We start from the raw sequence: 21,324 nt of genomic DNA, 5'->3' as shown, positions 1-21,324 counted from the left end.
TAGAAAAAAAGCACCTTATATAAGGTGCTTTTCCTCCTGTCAGCCTGTATTAGAGAAGTTTCCTAGACTCCAACCTCAATCCCTTAACCTCACCTAATTATTGTCAAATCAAAAAGATCACAAAAAAGAGACAACAGAGAAGAGAACCGAGCGGGAGGCAATTATGGAGAAACTGTGCATTAAAGGCGGAATACCGCTTAAGGGGAAAGTTTCAATCAGTGGAGCCAAAAACAGTGCCGTCGCATTGATTCCTGCAACCATCTTGGCTGAATCTCCGACGATTATTGATAATCTTCCAAAAATTAATGATGTACAAATCTATATCGAGATCTTAAAAGAACTAGGGGCTAAGGTCGAGCTAGATGGCCATTCTCTTTATGTGGATCCAACCGGAATCGCACCTAAGCCTCTTCCAAACGGGAAAGTAAAAAAGCTTAGAGCCTCCTATTATTTAATGGGTGCTTTATTAGGACGTTTCGGCGAAGCATTCATTGGGCTGCCTGGAGGATGTAACTTAGGTCCACGTCCAATTGATCAGCATATTAAAGGTTTTGAAGCACTGGGGACAAAAATTGAATCTCGTGATGGAGCGCTTTCCTTAGTGGCTGAGGAGCTCATCGGAAATAAGATCTATCTTGATGTTATCAGTGTAGGAGCAACCATTAATATTATGTTGGCTGCTTCAAGGGCAAAAGGCACAACCATTATTGAGAACGCGGCTAAAGAGCCGGAGATCATTGATGTAGCAACCTTGCTGTCATCTATGGGTGCCTCGATTAAAGGGGCGGGTACGGACGTTATTCGAATTACGGGTAAGTCAGAGCTCAGCGGATGTCGTCATTCGATTATTCCTGATCGTATTGAAGCCGGTACTTATATGATTGCTGCTGCTGCAACGCAAGGGGATGTTGTGATTGATCAGGTGATCCCCCGTCATCTTGAAGGAATCTCTGCGAAGCTAGAAGAGATGGGTGTAAAAGTGATTGAACAGGATGAGTCTATTCGGGTCATTGGAGAGAAATTTTATCGTTCTATTGATGTGAAAACAGGAGCTTATCCGGGCTTTGCTACTGATCTGCAGCAACCTATGACAGCGTTGCTTACCCTTGCACAAGGGACAAGCATGGTAACCGATAATATCTATACTGCACGCTTCCGTCATGTGGATGAGTTAGTTCGTATGGGAGCGCAGATTAAGGTAGAAGGACGTTCCGCTATCATCGAGGGCGTGAAGCAATTGCAGGGGGCAACCGTAAAGGCGGCTGACTTGAGAGCTGGAGCAGCCCTTATCGTCGCAGCACTTGCAGCTGAGGGAGTCACCGAAATTACTGGAGTCGAGCACATTGACCGAGGGTATGATATTTTAGAAGAGAAGCTGCGGTTCTTAGGTGCAGAAATTTGGCGTGAACAGAAGGAAAGCACGGAAGAATAATAGGCATATTTTCTTCAAAAGTGCTATCATATTTAACGGAAAAGTGTTTAATGTGTTATCCTTAATTCCGTAAGGGTCGACAGGATAGATAAGAGAGGATGATGGAGATGGAACGGAGTTTATCACTAGAATTAGTGCGCGTAACAGAAGCGGCTGCCTTAGCCTCTGCGCGTTGGATGGGTTTTGGAAAAAAGGATGAAGCAGATGATGCCGCTACGACAGCTATGCGTGCGGAGTTTAACTCTGTACCGATGGTGGGTACGGTCGTGATTGGAGAAGGAGAGATGGATGAGGCTCCGATGCTTTATATCGGGGAAAAACTCGGACTTGGTCTCGGACCTTCTGTTGACGTAGCTGTAGATCCATTAGAAGGTACCAACATTGTAGCTAAGGGATTATGGAACGCCATGAGTGTCCTTGCTGTTGCAGATAAGGGAAATCTGCTGCATGCTCCAGATATGTATATGGATAAGATTGCTGTTGGTCCAGAGTGTGTAGGAGCGATTGACATCGATCGTACAGTCCGTGAAAACCTTGAGGCGGTAGCCAAATGTAAAGGGAAAGATCTTCGTGAGTTAACAGCGATTATCTTAGATCGCCCTCGTCATGAGAAGATTATTCAAGAGGTTCGCGATGCTGGAGTTCGTATTAAGTTGATCTCCGATGGCGATGTTTCAGCGGCTATTAGTACGGCATTCCAGGACACAGGTGTGGATATTCTATTTGGGGCCGGCGGTGCACCAGAAGGCGTAATTTCAGCTGTTGCTTTGAAGTGTCTCGGTGGAGAAATTCAAGGTCGTCTGCTTCCGCAGAACGAAGAAGAGATCGAGCGATGCAAGCGAATGGGATTAGTGGATCCTCACCAGGTTCTTCGTATGGAAGATTTAGTAAAAGGTGATGACGCCATCTTTGCTGCTACCGGGGTTACAGATGGGGAATTCCTTCGCGGCGTTCGCTTTAGTGGAAACAGAGCAACGACTCATTCCGTTGTGATGAGAGCGAAAACGGGAACGATCCGTTTCGTTGAAGGGCAGCATCGTTTAGAGCTTAAGCCTAATCTTGTTATGAAAAATGTCTAGTGATGTAATAAAATGATAGGAAGCTGGGGATAATGGTTGGATAGTTTATGGACTTTTCGATTCTATCCCTAGTTGGCTATAATAGATCTTATAGACATAGGATATATCATGAAATTGGAACTGAAAGTTGGTGTTAATTCTAGCATATGGACATGCATTTAGCGGAATTAGAAGAGAAGAAATTAACGGATTTGTACAAGCTAGCTAAGCAATTCCAGATATCGTATTATGGGACCATGAAAAAGAAAGAACTGATTTTTGCGATTCTGCGGGCTCAAGCAGAAAAAAGCGGCTTTATGTTTATGGAAGGGGTATTGGAAATCCTGGCAGACGGATACGGTTTCCTTCGACCGATCAACTATTTGCCAAGCGCAGAGGATATTTATATATCTGCTTCACAGATCCGCAGGTTTGATCTGCGTACTGGGGACAAGGTTTCCGGTAAAGTTAGACCCCCGAAAGAAAACGAACGCTATTTCGGCTTATTGCATGTAGAGGCTGTCAATGGTGAAGATCCCGAAATCGCTTCGGAACGGCTTCATTTTCCTGCCCTAACACCTCTCTATCCCCAAAAGAAGCTTGTATTGGAAACCTCACCTGATCGTTTATCTTCAAGAGTTATCGATCTTTTAGCTCCTGTCGGTCTAGGACAGCGCGGTCTTATTGTAGCGCCGCCTAAAGCAGGGAAGACGGTTTTGTTAAAGGAAATTGCGAATAGTATCGCAGAAAATCATCCAGATATTGAATTGTTCGTCTTATTAATTGATGAACGTCCAGAGGAAGTAACCGATATGCAACGATCCGTGAAAGCGGAAGTGGTGGCTTCTACCTTTGATGAACTTCCTGAAAACCACATTAAAGTAGCAGAGCTTGTTTTGGAACGTGCCCAGCGCTTGGTTGAGCATAAGAAAGATGTCGTTATTCTTATGGATAGTATCACACGTCTCGCACGGGCCTACAATCTAGTTATCCCACCAAGTGGTCGTACGCTTTCTGGGGGGATTGATCCTGCTGCTTTCCACCGTCCTAAGCGTTTCTTTGGATCCGCTCGTAACATTGAAGAAGGCGGAAGCTTGACCATCCTAGCGACGGCTCTTGTTGAGACAGGTTCGCGGATGGATGACGTGATTTACGAAGAGTTCAAAGGTACAGGAAATATGGAGCTGCATCTTGACCGTAAATTGGCAGAACGGCGAATTTATCCTGCTATTGATATCCGACGTTCGGGAACTCGCCGTGAGGAGTTATTGTTATCTAAGTTCGAATTGGAAAAGATCTGGACCATGCGCAAGACGATGTCCGAGCATCCGGAATTTACCGATATGTTCTTAAGAAAAATTGGCGAAACCAAAACCAACCTAGAGTTCTTGGAAGCGATCGAGAAGTTCCAGCCGCAAGGACGTTCCAGTCGAACTGCTTCCACGACAGCATAGCAGAAGCCAAAAGGAGTATTTTGCATGAATCTTGTGTATGCCGATAAAAACGGACAAGTCTACGACCATCCTGACCTGCTAGCTGTGGCTAGGAGTGGGGAGAGTCTGTTGGAAATCTTAGAGGAAGAGCTTATTGCCCTGCCAGAGGGGGCTACCTTAGTCAGCCTGCCGAATACCAGACCGATTGGAATGGATCCGGATACGGGTGAGATGACAGCTCTAGAAGAGGCAACAGCAGTCGGCGCGCTTCTGCCTCAGGGATTTACCCGACTTATGCTGCCTGGATATATGAAGACCGATCGAGACTATAAGTTTCCTCTCTTCGGTTACACGGCAGTCGTGTGGAAGGATGACGGATTTTACGTTGCTGCTCGTCAGAGTGATGAGCATTACAAGTGGAATCCGGCCCATTGTTCTTATGAGGAAGTAAAGGTGAAGGTAGGCGAGATGCTGGATGAATATCCAGACAATCGCGTCATGAAGCACCTATCGAACTGTGCATTGGAATATGAATGCTTAACGGCGTCGAATACCTTCCTCAATCGATGGGAAGGGGGAATACCTGTTTCCTATTCCTGTAATGCCGGTTGTTATGGCTGTATTTCTGAACAGCCTGAGGAATCCGGTTTTGTAGCTCCACAAACCCGAATGAATTTTAAGCCGACGATTGAAGAGCTAGTGGAGGTCATGAAGCATCACCTGAAGACGCCTGAGAGCATTATTAGCTTTGGTCAAGGTTGCGAAGGGGAGCCTTCTACCCAAGCGGCTCTTATTACGGAAGCCATTCGAAGGGTCCGTGCGGAGACATCCATAGGCTATATTAATATGAATACAAATGCTGGTTTAACCGATCATATCAAAGCGATTGTAGATTCGGGTTTAGATTTGATCCGTGTTAGTACGATTAGTGCGATAGATGAGCATTACAATGCGTACTATAAACCGCGTGGGTATAATCTGCTGAATGTAGAGAAGTCTCTTCGATACTGTGCAGATAAAGGGGTCTATACGTCCATTAACTATCTTTGCTTCCCGGGAGTGTTTGACCGAGAGGAAGAGATGGAAGCGATGATTGAATTCATTCGACGTTCTGGAGTTCGGTTGATCCAGTTAAGGAATCTGAATATTGACCCAGACAGCTATCTAGAGATGATCCCAAAACCTCAAGGAGAAATCTTCGGAATGAAGCAAGCGATTGAAATTTATCAAGAAGAGCTTCCTGATGTGGTAATTGGTTCGTATACGCATATCCCTCCGAAAGATTTTCCTCTCCGTAGGAGATAATGCCAGTTGAAAAGGGAATTTTCCCATGTTATAATGACAATTGTGTTTAATTTGTACTCTGGTCTACAGATAGGATCAGGGCGGAAAGAGGTGAAAAGAATGAAACCAGCAATCCATCCTAATTATAAAGTGACTAAGGTTACTTGCGCTTGTGGAAACGAGTTCGAAACAGGATCTGTAAAAGAAAACCTTCGCGTTGAAATCTGCTCTGAGTGCCATCCTTTCTATACAGGTAAGCAGAAGTTTGTAGATGCAGGCGGACGTGTGGACAAGTTTAAGAAAAAATACGGTATCTAATTCCATACCGAGAGCAAGCGGGCAGGGTTTCCTGCCCGCTTTATTTTGTACTCAAGGAGACATCTGTATGGCTCAATTGTATTTTCGTTATGGTGCAATGAATGCTTCGAAGTCCATTCAGCTGTTAACCGTTGCACACAACTATGAGCAGTCCGGGAAGCGTGTCTTGGTTTTTACTCCAGCGATTGATGATCGTTATGGAGTAGGAAAAGTCGCTTCAAGAGTTGGGATTAGTCGAGTGGCCATCGCGATTCATGAAGATACTGACCTATATGCAATAACGAGTAGTCAACAGGAGCTTCCGCATTGTGTGTTGGTCGACGAGGGTCAATTTCTAAGTGCTGCTCATGTCGTTCAACTTACTCACATTGTGGATAAGTTAAATATCCCGGTAATTGTGTACGGATTGTTGAAGGATTTTAAAAATCAATTATTCGAAGGCTCCCGTGCGATTCTTTGTGAAGCGGATAAAATTGAAGAAATTAAAACCGTGTGTGTCTATTGCAATAAGAAGGCAACACATATTTTGAAGTATAAAGAAGGCCAACCCGTATACTCAGGGGAGACCATTGAGATCGGCGGAGAAGAGACGTACAGCAGTGTATGTAGAAAGCATTATTATCACCCGCCACAAACTTAAAGCCGCAGATAAACAGCTCATTCCCCATTAGGTGGGAATTGGGCTGTTTTTAATTTTGACGAATCTTATGTGGCAGGTATCGCCATGGAGCTGTGGATAAGATATGAATTGGGGACAGAGGTTAGTGGAAAAAAGTTTGCAGAGAGAACCATCGGACTTAAGGATACCCTAAGAAACGAGGGAGGTGTCACTCTTGCAACGTAAAACTCTATATTATGCCTTTATGCTCTGCCTGGTGATGTTGGTTTCTGCTGCTTGTTCTCCTGCCGCTGGCCCGGATCAAAACCGCAAGTTTGGAGTAGCGAATTATACTCCTAATAATGCTTACCATAACCCTTCGGGATTTTATGATGATGACAAAGGGTTTAAGAACGACTTTGTTCCAGCTGATTTGAATCCCAATTTAGTTACTGGAACTAATGACTTGTACAACTTAGATGCCGATGCTCAGATTATGGCTGAGATTGCATCTATGGTACAAGGGGTAGAGGATGCAAGGGTTAATCTTAATGGTGGAACCGCTCACGTTAACCTCGACTTAGAAGAGGGAGTGGATGTTGCAGCTGTAAAAGCCACTGTTTATCAACGTGTACAGTTCAAAATGCCTCGATATCGAATAGATGTGGACGTGAGATAGCCCGGATTATTCCGGGTTATTTCATTATCTGATTTCCTTTTAGTCATCCTCAGTGGTTAGCGGACATCGGGTGCGTTATCAGGGCCAAAATCGATTGAATTGCAGTTAAAACGGACAGGAGATGCGTTATTTCTTTAAAATACAGCTTGGTGTCACCATTATTAAGGGAATAAGGAACTCCATGTCCGATAAAAGCTCCGTTGAAGGTGTTTTAGATAAAATAAGATATCATATGTCCGTTGAGCCCAAGTCAAAGTAACAACCAATGAGATAATTTGTACAAAGTCGGGGATGGCCCCGCTTTTTCAATTTTAGGCGTATAGATTTACACATTCCTTTGACATGCTACATAATAATCATTATAATTATAATGTTCTAAGTGAAAATAAGTTAGAGGTGAACTGCTGTGTTTGATCGTTTGGAAGCAGTAGAAGAACGTTACGAGAAATTAACCGAGTTACTATGTGATCCCGATATAATGAACGATCCGTCTAAGCTTCGAGATTATTCAAAAGAACAATCGGACATGGAAGAGACGGTTCAAACCTACCGTGAATATAAATCTGTAACTGCCCAGTTGAAAGATGCGAAAGCCATGCTTGATGAGAAGCTCGATGATGAGATGCGCGAGATGGTCAAGATGGAAATTGATGAATTGACTGAGCGCAAGGAAGAGCTTGAGCAGCAGATCCATGTCTTATTGTTGCCGAAGGATCCGAATGATGATAAGAACGTGATCGTCGAGATTCGTGGAGCGGCAGGTGGAGATGAAGCAGCACTATTTGCTGGTGACCTTTACCGTATGTATACTCGTTTCGCAGAAAAAGCAGGATTCAAGACCGAGATTATGGAAGCAAGCTATAATGATCTAGGTGGTTTTAAGGAAGTTATTTTTGCCGTGAAGGGTAAAGGAGCTTATAGCAAGCTGAAGTTCGAGAGCGGTGCACACCGTGTACAGCGTATTCCTACTACCGAATCTGGTGGACGGATTCATACGTCGACTGCCACAGTCGCTGTGCTTCCAGAAGTAGAAGATCTTGAAGTTGAGATTCACGATAAAGACATTCGAATTGATACCTTCTGTTCTAGTGGAGCGGGTGGACAGAGTGTTAATACGACGAAGTCTGCCGTCCGTGTATTGCATGTTCCAACAGGGATCATGGTTAGCTGTCAGGATGAGAAGTCACAGCACTCCAATAAGGATAAAGCGCTTCGCGTTCTAAGAGCACGCTTGTATGATCTAGAGCAGCAGAAGAAGGCAGCGGAATACGGTGAAATTCGTAAGAGCAAAGTGGGAACGGGAGACCGAAGTGAACGTATTCGTACGTACAATTTCCCGCAGAGCCGAGTTACAGATCATCGCATTGGATTAACGTTGCATAAGCTTGATTATATCTTGAACGGTGAGCTAGATGAGATTATTAATGCTCTAGTTGTAGAAGAACAAGCAGAATTGATGCAAAACGCAGAAGGTCTATAATCATGAACAGTATGACAGTTAGAGAAGCCCTGAGAAGGGCTTCTTCGTTTATGGAGTCATTAGAGGACAACCGCTTTTTAGCCGAAATTATGATTCGTCACGTTCTGAACTGGGATCGTACACAATTCTTTCTTGGCATGGAGGAGACCATTACTGAACGTCAGTGGGCTGAGGTCGAGAGTTTGGTAAAGATAAGAGTTCAAGGAACTCCCATCCAATATCTTACGGGGGAACAGGAGTTTTATGGGCTGACCTTTAAGGTTAATCCCTCTGTTCTCATTCCGCGTCCTGAGACGGAAATTCTAGTGGAAGAAGTGCTGAGAAGACGTAATCCACAAGCTCGTCTTTCGGTTGCTGATATTGGAACAGGCAGTGGGGCCATTGCGGTAACCTTAGCTGTTCACTCAACATGGAAAATGTACGCTGTGGATATTGCGCAGGAATCACTGGATACGGCCAGAAAGAACAGTGAAGTACATGGAGTAGTTGATCGAATTTCCTTTCTTAAGGGAGATCTGTTAAGTCCATTACCAGAGCCTGTGGATATCTTGGTATCGAATCCACCCTATATTCCCACACAGGATGTCCTAGAGCTTGATGTTCAGGTTAAAGATCATGAACCGATGCGAGCCCTGGATGGCGGAATGGACGGTCTAGACTTTTATCGTAGAATATGTGATGGCCTTTCAGGGGTATTGCGATGGGAAGGCTTGGTCGCGTTCGAGGTAGGGATGGGACAAGCGCAAGAAGTAGAAAAGCTATTACAGGAAAGTGGTATGATCGCCAGAACTGAGATCATTAAAGACTTAGCTGGGATCCAAAGAATCGTGATCGGAGAAGGAAAGAGAAGCCTGCAGTCATAGACTGACAGGCTTCTTTGGCAATTTCTCTTCTAACTCATAGGCTGGAAGCGGTCGGCTAAAGTAATATCCCTGGGCTTCCTGGCAGCCCTCATTAGCGAGGAACTCAAGATGATCGCTTGTTTCGACTCCTTCTGCTGTAACGATCAAGTTAAGGTTGAGTGCCACATTAATAATTGTACGAACAATAGCAGCGTCTTGTGTGTCCCTCAACATATCTTGTATAAACGATTGGTCAATTTTAAGTATATCAATGGGAAATCTTTTTAGATAGCTTAGGGAAGAGAACCCTGTCCCAAAATCATCTAACGATAGCCTGACACCCAAACTTCTTAATTGGTTTAACTTCTCGATACAACGGTCCACATCCGTCATAGCTACAGATTCGGTGATTTCTAAGTTTAGATATTGTGGAGGGAGTCCAGACTCTTCTAATGCTGACTCAATGACACGTAAGAGGCGATCCTGAAGAAACTGACGGGTTGATATATTCACACACACGGTAAGGGGGCCATATCCTTCATCCTGCCATTTCTTATTTTGCTTGCAAGCCTCTCTTATGACCCACTCGCCTATGGGTACGATTAACCCAGTCTCTTCAGCAAGTGGAATAAATTGATCGGGGGGAATCGCACCTAATTTCGTATGATTCCAACGCAATAGGGCCTCTGTAGCGATCCATTCACCCGTGCGAATATCTACCTTCGGTTGATAATATACTTTGAATTCTTTTTTATCTAAGGCTCTTCTTAATCCGCTCTCCAACTGTAATCTTTTACTGTTCTGTCCATCCATGTCTTCCGTAAAGAAGTGATAACGGTTTTTTCCTAATTCTTTGGCTCTATACAGGGCAGAATCAGCATGCTTAAGCAACTCATCAGAGCTTGTACCGTCTTGGGGGTAAAAGCTAATTCCGATACTAGGTGTGACGTAAAGTTCGTGATCATTAATCATATAAGGAAAGGAAATGCTCCACAGTATATGTTCCGCTCTCAATTTTGTTTCTTCAGCAGAAGTATCTCCCAAAAGGATAAAGAACTCATCGCCGCCCTGACGACATATAATCTCATCGTTCCCAAGACTGCTGGTTAATCGGTGAGCAACTTGCCGAAGAAGCAGGTCTCCGAATTCGTGACCTAGAGTGTCGTTAATGACTTTGAAACGGTCTAAGTCGACTATCATGACAGCAATCTGTTGATCTACCTGTTCGTCAATAGCATCTAATTTCTCTTTTAATTGTTCTTGAAAATAATGTCGGTTAGGCAGCCCTGTTAAAGAGTCGTAGTAAGCTAAATGGCGGATTTTTTCTTCATTCTGTTTTAGTCTTTGGTTACTCTCTAGTAATACCTGATTGATATTCTTAATTTCTTGTTGTTGTTTTTTTAGTCGATCGGTTAGAAAGCCCATTCCAATAGAAATCATAAAGTTAACGGAGTTATAGACAATTAGAGAATAAATGTTTTCGTATGTATAGGCTACACCCAAGTTGTAATAAAGAAACTCCGTTAGGGAACAGAGGACGAGGGAGAGGCTTGCACCGATGAGTCCGCCACGTAACCCATAATAAAAAGTGAGGAACATGGCCGGGATAAGATGCAACAGCCAAAAAATTTTGTAGGTTGGACTGAGCGAAATATGATTGATGATAGGGAGGAAATAAAGGATGGGGATGGCCCAACTCAAGTGAGGGCGACCAGGGAACATAAGGTTCATAGTAAGGCCTCTTTCCTTTGTGTGATTCATAAGTTAGCCTATCGATATGATATCATACTTTACAGAGCACAGATAAACAAATTTATTCAGAAAATAATTAATAATGTTTAAACCCTTTCTTTTCTGGCTAGACTGATGGCTAAGGAGAAAGAAAAGAGAGGGGAAACAGAAAAATGAAAAAGACAAGCTTAATTTTATTTGCATTTATCATATTGACTATGAGCTGGGAAGAACAGCGTTCTATAGCAACTCTAGTAAAAGAAGAACCTATTCCACAAGAGTCGATCCGATTGCGAGTGATCGCCAATAGCGACTCACCTCAGGATCAGTGGTTAAAGCAAGAAATACGTGATGAAATCAATCTTTATCTTACGAGTAAAGTAGATAGCCTAGACACGGTGGAAGAAGCTCGTGAAAAAATGGAAGAAGAGCTGCCACAACTTCAAGAAATTGTAGAGAAAACGATTACCAACAACGGCTTCTCTTATAATAGTCAAGTAGAGTTAGGAAAGGTGCCTTTCCCAACCAAAATGTATGGACAGTACGTTTATCCTGCCGGAGAATATGAGGCTCTTCGCGTGACAGTTGGACAAGGTATGGGTCAAAATTGGTGGTGCGTCTTATTCCCTCCACTATGCTTTGTAGACATAGACACAGGGGATGCGGTGAAGAAGGAAGAAGAGAATGGCGAGGATGGCGAAGGACCGAAGATTCAAGTGAAGTTCTTTGTATTAGAGGTATTTCAAAAGCTGTATAAGAGTCTCTTTTCCTAAGTAAATCCGTTGACAAATCAGAACGGCATCACGTATGATTACGTTAATATAAATTCTTAAGTATGCAACAAATCTAACACTTTTCTTATTTGGAGCAGGTGGAGGGACTGGCCCGATGAAACCCGGCAACCCGTTAAGGTGTACGACGCCTTAAGACAGGGTGCTAATTCCTGCAGGTACATTCGTTTCCTGGGAGATAAGAAGGGGCTCAAGAAGTTTAAGTTGACTGATTCGGAGAACCTTCTGGCTTATAAGCTGCAGAAGGTTTTTTTATGTTGAGATAAGACTTGGGTGAAAGGCAGGGGAGTGAGAGCATGAGAGAAAAGTCAGGGTTGCGGGAGTTGCTGCAGAATCGAGTATTAATTGCGGACGGAGCGATGGGGACGCTGTTGCATCGATACGGCATACCAGTAGGTACTTGTGGGGAAGAGCTGAATGTGACTCGTCCTGATGTGGTCCGAGATATTCATTTGCAATATGTGCTGGCCGGATCAGAGTTGATTGAAACGAATACCTATGGAGCGAATCGAGAAAAGCTATCTAAATATGGCTTAGAGGACCAGGTGGAGGAATTAAATCGGGCTGGAGTTGGGCTGGCTAGAGAGGCTGCAGGAGACTTGGCTTTTGTAGTCGGTTCCGTAGGAGGGATCCTAGGTGGGAGAAGAAGAAATATCCCGTCAGAAGAACTTAAGGAGGTTTATGCTGAGCAAATTAAGAGTTTAGTGGAAGCAGGAGTAGATGGTCTATTACTTGAGACGTTCTGTTTCGTCGATGAAGCGATCATCGCTCTATCTGTAGCTCGACGCTTTAGCTCGCTGCCTATCATCTGTCAGCTTACGATTCAAGATATCCAAAGAACACAGGATGGCTATTCATTGGAATCCGCTTTTGGCCGTCTAGTGGATGCCGGTGCTGATATTGTGGGCTTGAATTGCTATAACGGTCCAGCCAATATTATTCGTTCTCTAGAGTCTTTACCTGTAAAAGAGGGATTACAGCTGTCTGTGTATCCGAATGCAGGGCTGCCTGAATATGTGGATGGACAGTTCTTGTATCCTTCTTCAGCTGAATATTTTGCTGACTCTGCTGAGAAACTGCATCAGTTAGGAGCCAGAATCATAGGGGGATGCTGCGGAACGACACCAGAACATATTAAGGCCGTGGCATCACGGCTGAAGGGCAGAACCCCGATTTATAAGAAAGAATCAGCAGTAAAAGAGATTACCAACGAGCCGAAGGTCATCATTTCTTCTGAAGTTTTTCAAGAAAAAACCATTCCTGAGCTTGTGAAGGAACAGCCTACCGTTATCGTTGAGCTTGACCCGCCCCGAGATCTTGATTTTCAACCTTTCTTGGAAGGGGCCGCATCCTTGAAGGAAGCGGGAGCGGATGCCATTACAATGGCGGACAATTCCTTAGCCATGACAAGAATGAGTAATATGGCCTTAGGAGCATTAGTTAAGGAGAAAGTGGGCATTCGCCCGTTGGTTCATATTACATGCCGTGACCGGAATTCGATTGGACAGCAATCTCACCTTATGGGTTTATATGCGCTAGGAATTGATCACGTCTTGGCAATCACAGGAGATCCTACCCGCTACGGCGATCTTCCTGGTGCTTCTTCGGTTTATGATATGACTTCCTTTGAGCTTATTCGCATGACGAAGCAATTAAATGAAGGAGTAGGTTTCTCGGGACGGACATTAAAGAAGAGAGCGGCCTTTACCGTTGCAGCGGCTTTTAACCCAAACACACGACACTTGCATAAAGCGGTAGAACGCTTGGAGAAGAAGGTCGATGCGGGAGCCGACTATGTGATGAGCCAGCCCCTGTATGATCATGAACAGATCTTTCAGGTGGCGGAAGCGACCCGCCATGTGAAGGTTCCTATTTTTATAGGGATTATGCCGCTGACGAGTCATCGCAATGCTGAATTTCTCCATAACGAAGTGCCTGGAATAAGGCTATCGGATGATGTACGTGCACGGATGGCCCGATATGAAGGGGAAGATGCAAAAAAACAGGGGGTTGAAATTGCCCTAGAGCTCATTGATACGGCTCGTCAATATTTTAACGGAATCTATCTCATCACTCCTTTCATGCGCTATGAAATGACTGCTGAACTTACGAAGTATGTGAAAAATAGCTGATTCTTTAGCATACTCTATCAAACTTCTTCATATCTATGATAGAAATGATAGAGAAGAGGGGTGCTTTTGTTTATGAGTCTTGTCATGCGGGTAGCTAGAAAGAATGATGTAGAGCAAATGGTAGAACTGTTGAAAAAGGGTAAACTAAATGTAGAAGGAATTGAGGATCATCTAGATCATTTTCTGGTAGTGGAAGATTCAAACAGTCAGCGTGTAGTAGGGACGGCGGGTCTAGAAGTTCTTGGGGACCAATATGGACTACTGCGCTCCCTAGCCGTTGAACCGGCTTTCTTTAATGAATCAGTAGGATGGGAGTTGTTGCGGGTTCTTCTATCCCTGGCAGGAAAAAAGGGGCTGCTAGAAGTTTATTTACTTACACGTTCGTCGTCTTTTTTTCAGTTGTGTGGGTTTACAGAAATCGATTGGGAAGATATCCCCGGAGAAGTGAAGTCATCCACACACTTTCAACAGTATACACCCAGTTTATCCACGGCTATGGTGTATAAGAGACCAGCAAAGGCCCAGATTGAAGCGTAAAACGAATGCACTTATTCACAACTTATCCACAAACTGTTGATAAGTTGTTTGTTTTAGCCCCACTTTATAACGGGAAAGTCTTAGAAAAAGGAATGGAAGCGAACATGATTCATTATCAGACAAAAAAATGGTGTGTGGATAACTCTGTGGGAAATGAACGGCTTTATCCACAACTTGAGGAACCAGCGAAGCTATTAGCCTTAAACGAGGTTGTTGCTTTTCCTACGGAGACAGTCTACGGTCTAGGGGCGAATGCCTTGTCATCTAGCGCCGTTTGTAAGATTTTCGAAGCTAAGGGGAGGCCAAGCGACAACCCGCTAATTATCCACATTGCCCACAGGAAGGATCTGGATAACCTTGTTTTAGCGTTACCTGAGAAAGCTGAAAAGCTCATGGATGCTTTTTGGCCAGGTCCTCTCACCTTTATTCTGCCTCGAAAAGAGGGGATTGCTCCAGAAGTGACGGCGGGGCTCGATACGGTTGGTATTCGGATGCCGGATCATCCGATAGCCTTAGCTCTCATTGAGAAGGCTGGGGTACCTATAGCTGCACCGAGCGCGAATCGCTCAGGGCGTCCGAGTCCGACAACAGCAGAGCATGTACAGGAGGACCTTGAAGGACGTATTGCAGGGATTGTGGATGGTGGTCCAACAGGAGTTGGGGTGGAATCAACGGTACTCGATGTAACGATGGACCCACCTATGATCTTGCGCCCTGGGGGAGTAACCAAAGAGCAACTTGAATCCGTAGTAGGTCTGGTTCTTCTTGATCCAGGATTAATGGAAGAAGAAGATAAGCCAAGATCTCCTGGAATGAAATATCAGCATTATGCCCCTCAAGGGGAAATGTGGATTATTCAAGAAGAAACCTTAGAAAAGCAGCAAGAGACGATTCGTTCCTTAATTGGACAAGCTAAGGAGTCTGGACGCCGAGTGGGGGTATTAGCCACGGAGGAAACAAAGCATAACTACGCGGAAGCTGATGTAGTGGTCATCTGTGGTGCTCGTGAAGACTTGGCGACGGTGGCGCGTTCTCTCTATGATGCTTTGCGCTCCTTTGATCAACAAAGGATTGATTATATTCTTGCCGAATCATTTCCGTCCAAGGGAGTGGGCTTGGCTATCATGAATCGGTTAAACAAGGCGGCGGGACATCGGATTTATCGCGCGGAAGTGGACTAGGGTAAGCATCTTTCCTAACCTGTCCGCATATTCTTGAGGAGACAAGGGATATGCTGGAGGGGATCGAATGGAATGGGACATCATCCAATGGGGGCAATTTTATACCATCCTCATGATCGGGATAGCACTTGGAATGGATGCATTCTCCTTAGGAATAGGAATGGGAATGCTGAGAATTCGGTTGCGAACTATTGCTAAGGTTAGCTTATTGATTGGTTTGTTTCATGTCATTATGCCACTCATTGGAATCGGAAGCGGTAAGTTTTTATCCTCTGTAGTCGGGGATGTGGCCACCTTTATTGGGGGGCTGATTCTTTGTTTCTTAGGTGCAAATATGATCTGGGGGTCTATATTTCAGGTTGAAGGAGAGCGAACCAATTATAAGACCGAGGGGTTCGGACTTCTTTTGTTTGCTCTTAGCGTGAGTGTTGATGCCCTTTCTGTTGGATTATCATTTGGTTTATTCAAGACGGATATTATCTTAGCCGTACTTATATTCGGGATCATCGGAATGGCGATGACTTGTTGCGGGCTTCTCTTGGGCAAGCATGTTGGTCATCGGTTAGGTGGTTTTGGCGAAGCGCTAGGCGGAGTCATTATCTTTGCTTTTGGCATAAAGTTTATGCTTTAGGAGGTGGAAGATAATGGAGCTATTAATCCTAAGTTCACTCACAGGACTTACCACGCTGTTTGGAGCTGCGCTCGCGCTGTTGTTTGGTCAGCCAAGCAAGAAGATCCTTGCCTTCTACTTAGGCTTATCATCGGGCATCATGGTATTAATTGTACTTATTGATTTGCTTCCAACAGCCTTCATGCAAGGGCCTTATCAGGCTGTGGGAATTGGTCTCGGGCTAGGGTTAGCGATGATGCTAGGGATCTATGGATTCTTGGAAAACCTAGTTCGTCATGGGGTTAGTCTTAAGCCCAAAAAGCCGGAATCCTATCGTGTTGGGATGTTAATAGCTATAGCCATTGGGCTTCATAATATTCCTGAGGGGATCGCTATTGGCGCAGGGTTCGAGACGCACAATCATCTCGGGGTGTTGCTAGCCTTATCCATTGCGATTCATAATATTCCCGAAGGAATTGGGATGGCGATTCCGCTTGCAATGGCTGGAGTCAAGAAAAGATGGGTATTGCTTCTCTCTTTCATATTAAGTTTATGCATTCCTCTTGGAGCTTGGCTGGGTCAAAAGTTCTTTGTCGGGTCACCTTTTCTGGTGGCGGCGGGAACCGCCTTTGCAGCTGGGGCGATGGGATTTATAGTTTGGAAAGAAATTGGACCAGCATCCCTTAGATATAACCGGTTGTTCGCGTTATGGGGGATGGCGGCCAGTGTAGTGTTGGTTTACATAATCCATGCTTTGAGGTGAAAAAACGATGAATCTGTTGTTTGTTTGTACTGGGAATACTTGTCGTAGTCCGATGGCAGAGGGGTTAATGAGAAAACTGGTAGAGCGTGAAGGGCTAAAAGTTGAGGTGCAATCAGCTGGTGTTGCCGCTTATGCAGGGACACCAGCTTCTGTCCATACTTCCACTATTTTACGGGCTCGAGGAATAGAATCGCAACATGCGTCTCAGCCTGTAACGTCTGAATTAGTGTCATGGGCCGACCTCATTTTAACGATGACGATGAGTCATAAACAGGTGGTGGCAGGACAATTTCCAGAAGCACAAGGAAAGCTTTACACGTTAAAAGAGTACATAGGTGGTCTCGGAGATATGGATATCATGGATCCTTTTGGCGGTTCATTGGATGTCTATCGTAGAACGGAGACGGAGTTGGATGCTGCCTTAGAGAAACTTAAAGATAAAATCGACAAAATGTAGCAGGGTTTTGCCCGGATAAGGACGAATTAGTTAACATTTAAGAACGATTTTTTATGGGGGAGTCTTTTTCATGGGCAATAAGATTCGGTTTGGTTTACAGAAAAAAATAGTCCTTGGGATTGCTGTTTTATCTGCAGTTACATATGGGACAAGCTTTTTTTTCCTTACGTTTTTGGAGGGGTTCTTTCTTACGTATATGTCACCTGGGATGTTTCAGGCAGTTGTCCTTATTAAAGGAGTGTTGTGGTCTTCCTTCTTCGGTTGGATAGCAGCTCGTATGTTGACCAAGCCAATTGTTCAATTAGAAAAGACCGCAGAAATGGTATCGACAGGAGATCTTCGAGTGAAGGTAGAGATCCCACGCGGTAAAGATGAGCTTCGCTCTTTAGCCTTGGCATTTGAACGGATGTTAGGCAATTTACAGGCGATGGTGAAGGATATTGAAGAGAATTTTCGTCAGACGGGAGAACATGTACAAGAATTGACGCATGCTTCTCATTCGGCTGCTTTGCAAGCCGAGCAGATTGGAATGACGATAGATGATATTGCTCAAGGGGCGCAGATGCAATCAGCGGCAACCTCTCACATGGCTGTTTCCTTTGAGCAGCTTAATCATATGATTGAACAAGTCAATGAGAGTGCTGACCAAACAAGAGATTTATCCTCGAAGATGGTACATACAATTGAAAAGAGTTCTAAGGTAGCTGGAACCCTGATTGAAGGGCTTCACCACTTGGCGAAGGAAAGTGAATCTTCTATTGAGGTTGTACGAAAACTGGATGAGCAGGCGAAACAGATCGGTGATATCTCTAAGCTCGTCGGTACAATGGCTGAGCAGACGAATCTTCTGGCACTGAATGCATCTATTGAAGCTGCTAGAGCAGGGGAACACGGCCGTGGATTTGCGGTTGTAGCCGGAGAAGTTCGTAAATTAGCGGATGAAAGCAAAAAGGCGGTACAAGCGATTGATCAGTTGATTCATGAGATTCAGCAGGAAGTAGGTTTGGCTGTTAAGCAAATTAATGAGCAAGTCAAGTTGGCGACACTTGAATCTAAGCGAGGAGAAGAAACCAGCAGGGCCCTCGGCGATATCTCTGTATCTGTTCATGGTGTTGTGGAAGCTGTAAATCAAATTGTCCATATGGTTGGGAATCAGACGGCCAATATGAAGCAAGCCCTAGAAGAAGCAAGAGAAATGGCGAGGATTGCGGAAGAGACTTCTGAAGGGGCACAATCCGTGGCGGTGGCGGCTCAGGATCAGACCGCCTTTATGGAGGAGATCTCAGCAGCAGGTCAGGTTCTGCGTGGTCAGTCTGAAAAGTTGCAAGAGCACATTCGTAGGTTCACTATCTAAAATACGAACATTATATATAAATTTTATGTTTAATATTAAGAAAAAAGACTATATGGTTTTTGAATAATAGGGTATAATAGGGATGAAATGTTGAAAACGGAGGAGATAGCTTTGAAAATCGCACTAGGTGCAGATCATGGCGGCTTTCAGTTGAAAGAGGAAATCAAGAAGCTACTTCAATCTATGAACATGGAAGTAGTGGATGTGGGGTGCGATTGTGAGCAGTCCGTAGATTATCCGGATTACGCATTACCTGTTGCTGACAAGGTTGCTGGGGGCGAATGTGACCGAGGGATCTTAATTTGCGGAACAGGAATTGGAATGTCGATCGCAGCCAATAAGATTAAGGGCATTCGATGCGCTTTAGTTCATGATTTGTTCTCTGCTAAGGCTACTCGTGAACATAATGATTCAAACGTGTTGGCTATGGGGGCTCGCGTTATTGGCCCAGGTGTAGCGCAAGAGATTGTGAAGATTTGGCTTGAGACGGAATTTACCGGAGGACGGCATAGTCAGCGCCTAGATAAGATTGCAGATATCGAGGCTAAAGAGCATGTCTAATCAACCGGAATTAGAACGGCAGGTTCGAACAGTCATAGAGGAACTCCTAGCTGCTTATCCTATGGGCTCTAGGCAGATTCTCGTGATTGGAACAAGCACGAGCGAAGTAATGGGAGAGCGAATTGGGACGTCCGGAAGCGAACAGGCGGCTGAGACGATCTTTCGTGTGTTGAAGGAATATCAGTCCAAGTTTTCGTTCCACCTAGCTTTTCAATGCTGTGAGCACTTGAATCGTGCACTTGTAGTCGAGCAGGAAACAGCGGACCTCTTCCGCCTTGATGAAGTGACAGTTGTTCCTGTGCCGAAGGCAGGAGGATCTATGGCAGCCCATGCCTTCCAACAGCTCGCTCATCCTGCCGTGGTCGAATCGATACAAGCCCATGCGGGCATTGATATCGGGGATACGTTTATCGGGATGCACTTAAGATCCGTGGCTGTTCCTTTACGACCATCCATCCGCCAGATTGGGAATGCGCATGTCACGATGGCGTATACTCGCCCGAAGTTAATTGGGGGAACTCGAGCGGTTTATCCGGAGAAGCCGCAAAACCTAAGCTGTACTTAATATAAATATAGAAATCGGAGGGAAAGTCATGTTTCAATATTTAACTAAGCAAGATCCACAAGTGGCAGAAGCTATTAATCAGGAGTTAGGCAGACAGAGAAACAAGATTGAACTTATTGCATCCGAGAATTTTGTAAGTGAAGCGGTATTAGAAGCATTGGGTACTGTGATGACCAACAAATATGCGGAAGGATACCCAGGTCGTCGTTATTATGGTGGTTGTGAGTATGTGGATATCGTAGAAGAATTAGCCCGTGATCGTGCAAAGCAATTATTCGGTGCGGAGCATGCCAACGTTCAGCCTCATTCCGGTGCACAAGCAAATATGGGAGTTTATTTCTCCATCCTTAAGCCAGGGGACACCGTTCTAGGTATGAATTTGTCTCACGGTGGACACTTAACCCATGGAAGTCCAGTTAACTTCTCTGGTACCCTTTATAATTTCGTAGATTACGGTGTAACTCCAGATACGAATGTTATCGATTATGAAGATGTGCGTGCGAAGGCATTAGAGCACAAGCCAAAGTTAATCGTAGCGGGAGCGAGTGCTTATCCTCGTGTGATTGATTTTGTAAAAATGCGCGAAATCGCAGATGAAGTTGGAGCTTACTTTATGGTAGATATGGCTCACATTGCTGGATTAGTTGCGACAGGCCATCATCCAAACCCTGTCCCTCATGCACACTTTGTAACCACAACTACTCATAAGACGCTTCGTGGACCTCGTGGCGGTATGATCTTGTGTAAGGAAGAGTTTGCTAAGGCGATTGATAAGTCCATGTTCCCTGGCGTTCAGGGCGGTCCATTGATGCATGTGATTGCAGCGAAGGCGGTTGCTTTTGGAGAAGCGCTTAAGCCTGAGTTCAAAGAGTACAGTGCGAATGTAGTGGCTAATGCGAATCAATTAGCTGAATCATTGAAAGAAGAAGGAATCAAGATCGTATCTAACGGAACAGATAATCACCTCGTACTAATCGATGTTCGCAACCTCAACCTAACGGGTAAAGAAGCCGAGCATCTACTTGACGAAGTAGGCGTAACAACCAACAAGAATACGATTCCGTTTGACCCAGCTAGTCCATTTGTAACAAGTGGCGTTCGTATCGGTACTCCTGCGGTTACCTCCCGTGGCTTTGATGTTGAATCCATGAAGGAAGTAGCGGCTATCATCGCCTTGACGTTGAAGAATCCTCAAGACGAAGCGAAGAAAGAAGAAGCTCGTGCAAGAGTAGCGGGACTGTGTGAGAAGTTCCCTCTCTATGCAGATATGAAGTTAATTTAATTTGTGGAACCAAGCCTTGCTCTAAGGCTTGGTTTTTTTTGTGTTGTGTATTGGTTTGGTGGTAGGTGTTGGTGATCGGCGCAGAGGCGGATAGCAGGAGATTTTTCCGTTATTCTTGGGATCGAGTCAAATAGAGGGGAAATAAGCGGAGTTTTTACCGTTATATCATGAAAAAGGGCTCAGGGAAGTGGTTTTATGAGGAATAACCTCTAAAGCCCCCTAACAGGATTGGACAC

The 21,324-nt window shown here is 44.7% G+C and carries 21 protein-coding genes and 1 riboswitch; of the genes, 20 read left to right on the top strand and 1 reads right to left on the bottom strand.

What is annotated here, in order from left to right:
- Positions 1-163 precede the first annotated feature (163 nt).
- From EIZ39_RS07795 to prmC, 9 genes are all read left to right on the top strand, one after another.
- On the top strand, positions 164-1,432 hold the full coding sequence (locus tag EIZ39_RS07795; RefSeq protein ID WP_129199216.1) for a UDP-N-acetylglucosamine 1-carboxyvinyltransferase: 1,269 nt from the start codon (positions 164-166) through the stop codon (positions 1,430-1,432).
- A gap of 107 nt (positions 1,433-1,539) precedes the next feature.
- Positions 1,540-2,511 carry a class II fructose-bisphosphatase gene (gene glpX / locus EIZ39_RS07790; protein ID WP_129199214.1) on the top strand — a complete coding sequence of 324 codons (972 nt, stop codon included), beginning with the start codon at positions 1,540-1,542 and terminating at the stop codon, positions 2,509-2,511.
- 152 nt (positions 2,512-2,663) lie between these two features.
- Positions 2,664-3,944: a transcription termination factor Rho gene (gene rho / locus EIZ39_RS07785; protein ID WP_129199814.1), complete on the top strand. Its 1,281-nt coding sequence runs from the start codon at positions 2,664-2,666 to the stop codon at positions 3,942-3,944.
- A gap of 24 nt (positions 3,945-3,968) precedes the next feature.
- A complete protein-coding gene (locus tag EIZ39_RS07780; RefSeq protein ID WP_129199213.1) occupies positions 3,969-5,228 on the top strand; it encodes a radical SAM family protein in 1,260 nt (419 codons plus the stop codon).
- 99 nt (positions 5,229-5,327) lie between these two features.
- Positions 5,328-5,525, top strand: coding sequence for a 50S ribosomal protein L31 (gene rpmE / locus EIZ39_RS07775; RefSeq protein ID WP_129199211.1), 198 nt, complete (start codon positions 5,328-5,330; stop codon positions 5,523-5,525).
- A 67-nt stretch (positions 5,526-5,592) separates the two neighbouring features.
- Positions 5,593-6,165 (top strand): thymidine kinase, encoded by a 573-nt coding sequence (locus EIZ39_RS07770; protein ID WP_129199209.1) that lies wholly within the window; start codon positions 5,593-5,595, stop codon positions 6,163-6,165.
- Between the two features lie 193 nt (positions 6,166-6,358).
- Positions 6,359-6,802 carry a hypothetical protein gene (locus EIZ39_RS07765; RefSeq protein ID WP_129199208.1) on the top strand — a complete coding sequence of 148 codons (444 nt, stop codon included), beginning with the start codon at positions 6,359-6,361 and terminating at the stop codon, positions 6,800-6,802.
- 406 nt (positions 6,803-7,208) lie between these two features.
- A complete protein-coding gene (gene prfA, locus EIZ39_RS07760) occupies positions 7,209-8,282 on the top strand; it encodes a peptide chain release factor 1 (protein WP_129199207.1) in 1,074 nt (357 codons plus the stop codon).
- Positions 8,283-8,284: 2 nt separating this feature from the next.
- Positions 8,285-9,145, top strand: a complete 861-nt coding sequence (gene prmC / locus EIZ39_RS07755; protein WP_129199205.1) for a peptide chain release factor N(5)-glutamine methyltransferase — start codon at positions 8,285-8,287, stop codon at positions 9,143-9,145.
- Here prmC and EIZ39_RS07750 read toward each other — a convergent pair.
- Positions 9,140-10,855, bottom strand: a complete 1,716-nt coding sequence (locus EIZ39_RS07750; protein ID WP_164984966.1) for a putative bifunctional diguanylate cyclase/phosphodiesterase — start codon at positions 10,853-10,855, stop codon at positions 9,140-9,142. The two genes, prmC and EIZ39_RS07750, sit on opposite strands and share 6 nt — an antisense overlap.
- A gap of 173 nt (positions 10,856-11,028) precedes the next feature.
- On the opposite strand from EIZ39_RS07750, the gene spoIIR reads away from it, so the two are divergent.
- The 11 genes from spoIIR to EIZ39_RS07695 all read left to right on the top strand — a co-directional run bounded on the left by spoIIR (position 11,029) and on the right by EIZ39_RS07695 (position 21,088).
- Positions 11,029-11,628: a stage II sporulation protein R gene (gene spoIIR / locus EIZ39_RS07745; protein ID WP_129199201.1), complete on the top strand. Its 600-nt coding sequence runs from the start codon at positions 11,029-11,031 to the stop codon at positions 11,626-11,628.
- An 82-nt stretch (positions 11,629-11,710) separates the two neighbouring features.
- Positions 11,711-11,831, top strand: a riboswitch (SAM riboswitch).
- Positions 11,832-11,942: 111 nt separating this feature from the next.
- Complete coding sequence (locus EIZ39_RS07740) at positions 11,943-13,778, top strand: bifunctional homocysteine S-methyltransferase/methylenetetrahydrofolate reductase (protein ID WP_129199199.1); 1,836 nt, start codon at positions 11,943-11,945, stop codon at positions 13,776-13,778.
- A 72-nt stretch (positions 13,779-13,850) separates the two neighbouring features.
- Positions 13,851-14,315 carry a GNAT family N-acetyltransferase gene (locus tag EIZ39_RS07735; protein WP_129199197.1) on the top strand — a complete coding sequence of 155 codons (465 nt, stop codon included), beginning with the start codon at positions 13,851-13,853 and terminating at the stop codon, positions 14,313-14,315.
- A gap of 104 nt (positions 14,316-14,419) precedes the next feature.
- Entirely contained in the window at positions 14,420-15,496 is a 1,077-nt protein-coding gene (locus EIZ39_RS07730) for an L-threonylcarbamoyladenylate synthase (RefSeq protein ID WP_129199813.1), read from the top strand.
- Between the two features lie 67 nt (positions 15,497-15,563).
- The gene (locus EIZ39_RS07725) at positions 15,564-16,127 is read left to right on the top strand and encodes a manganese efflux pump MntP (RefSeq protein ID WP_129199195.1); all 564 of its coding nucleotides are present in this window, start codon (positions 15,564-15,566) and stop codon (positions 16,125-16,127) included.
- A gap of 13 nt (positions 16,128-16,140) precedes the next feature.
- Positions 16,141-16,869, top strand: a complete 729-nt coding sequence (locus tag EIZ39_RS07720; protein WP_129199193.1) for a ZIP family metal transporter — start codon at positions 16,141-16,143, stop codon at positions 16,867-16,869.
- Positions 16,870-16,876: 7 nt separating this feature from the next.
- Positions 16,877-17,326, top strand: coding sequence for a low molecular weight protein arginine phosphatase (locus EIZ39_RS07715; protein WP_129199191.1), 450 nt, complete (start codon positions 16,877-16,879; stop codon positions 17,324-17,326).
- A 70-nt stretch (positions 17,327-17,396) separates the two neighbouring features.
- Complete coding sequence (locus EIZ39_RS07710) at positions 17,397-18,680, top strand: methyl-accepting chemotaxis protein (protein WP_129199189.1); 1,284 nt, start codon at positions 17,397-17,399, stop codon at positions 18,678-18,680.
- A gap of 111 nt (positions 18,681-18,791) precedes the next feature.
- Complete coding sequence (gene rpiB / locus EIZ39_RS07705; RefSeq protein ID WP_129199187.1) at positions 18,792-19,241, top strand: ribose 5-phosphate isomerase B; 450 nt, start codon at positions 18,792-18,794, stop codon at positions 19,239-19,241.
- Complete coding sequence (locus EIZ39_RS07700; RefSeq protein WP_129199185.1) at positions 19,234-19,806, top strand: TIGR01440 family protein; 573 nt, start codon at positions 19,234-19,236, stop codon at positions 19,804-19,806. The genes rpiB and EIZ39_RS07700 overlap by 8 nt, the downstream gene beginning before the upstream one ends.
- Positions 19,807-19,834: 28 nt before the next feature.
- Positions 19,835-21,088: a serine hydroxymethyltransferase gene (locus EIZ39_RS07695; protein WP_129199183.1), complete on the top strand. Its 1,254-nt coding sequence runs from the start codon at positions 19,835-19,837 to the stop codon at positions 21,086-21,088.
- Positions 21,089-21,324: the final 236 nt, after the last annotated feature.

Origin of the sequence: Ammoniphilus sp. CFH 90114 (genome assembly GCF_004123195.1) — a bacterium.
Classification (GTDB): domain Bacteria; phylum Bacillota; class Bacilli; order Aneurinibacillales; family RAOX-1; genus YIM-78166.
The sequence above is the reverse complement of the archived record's forward strand: the minus strand, read 5'-3'. Positions and strand labels throughout refer to the sequence as shown.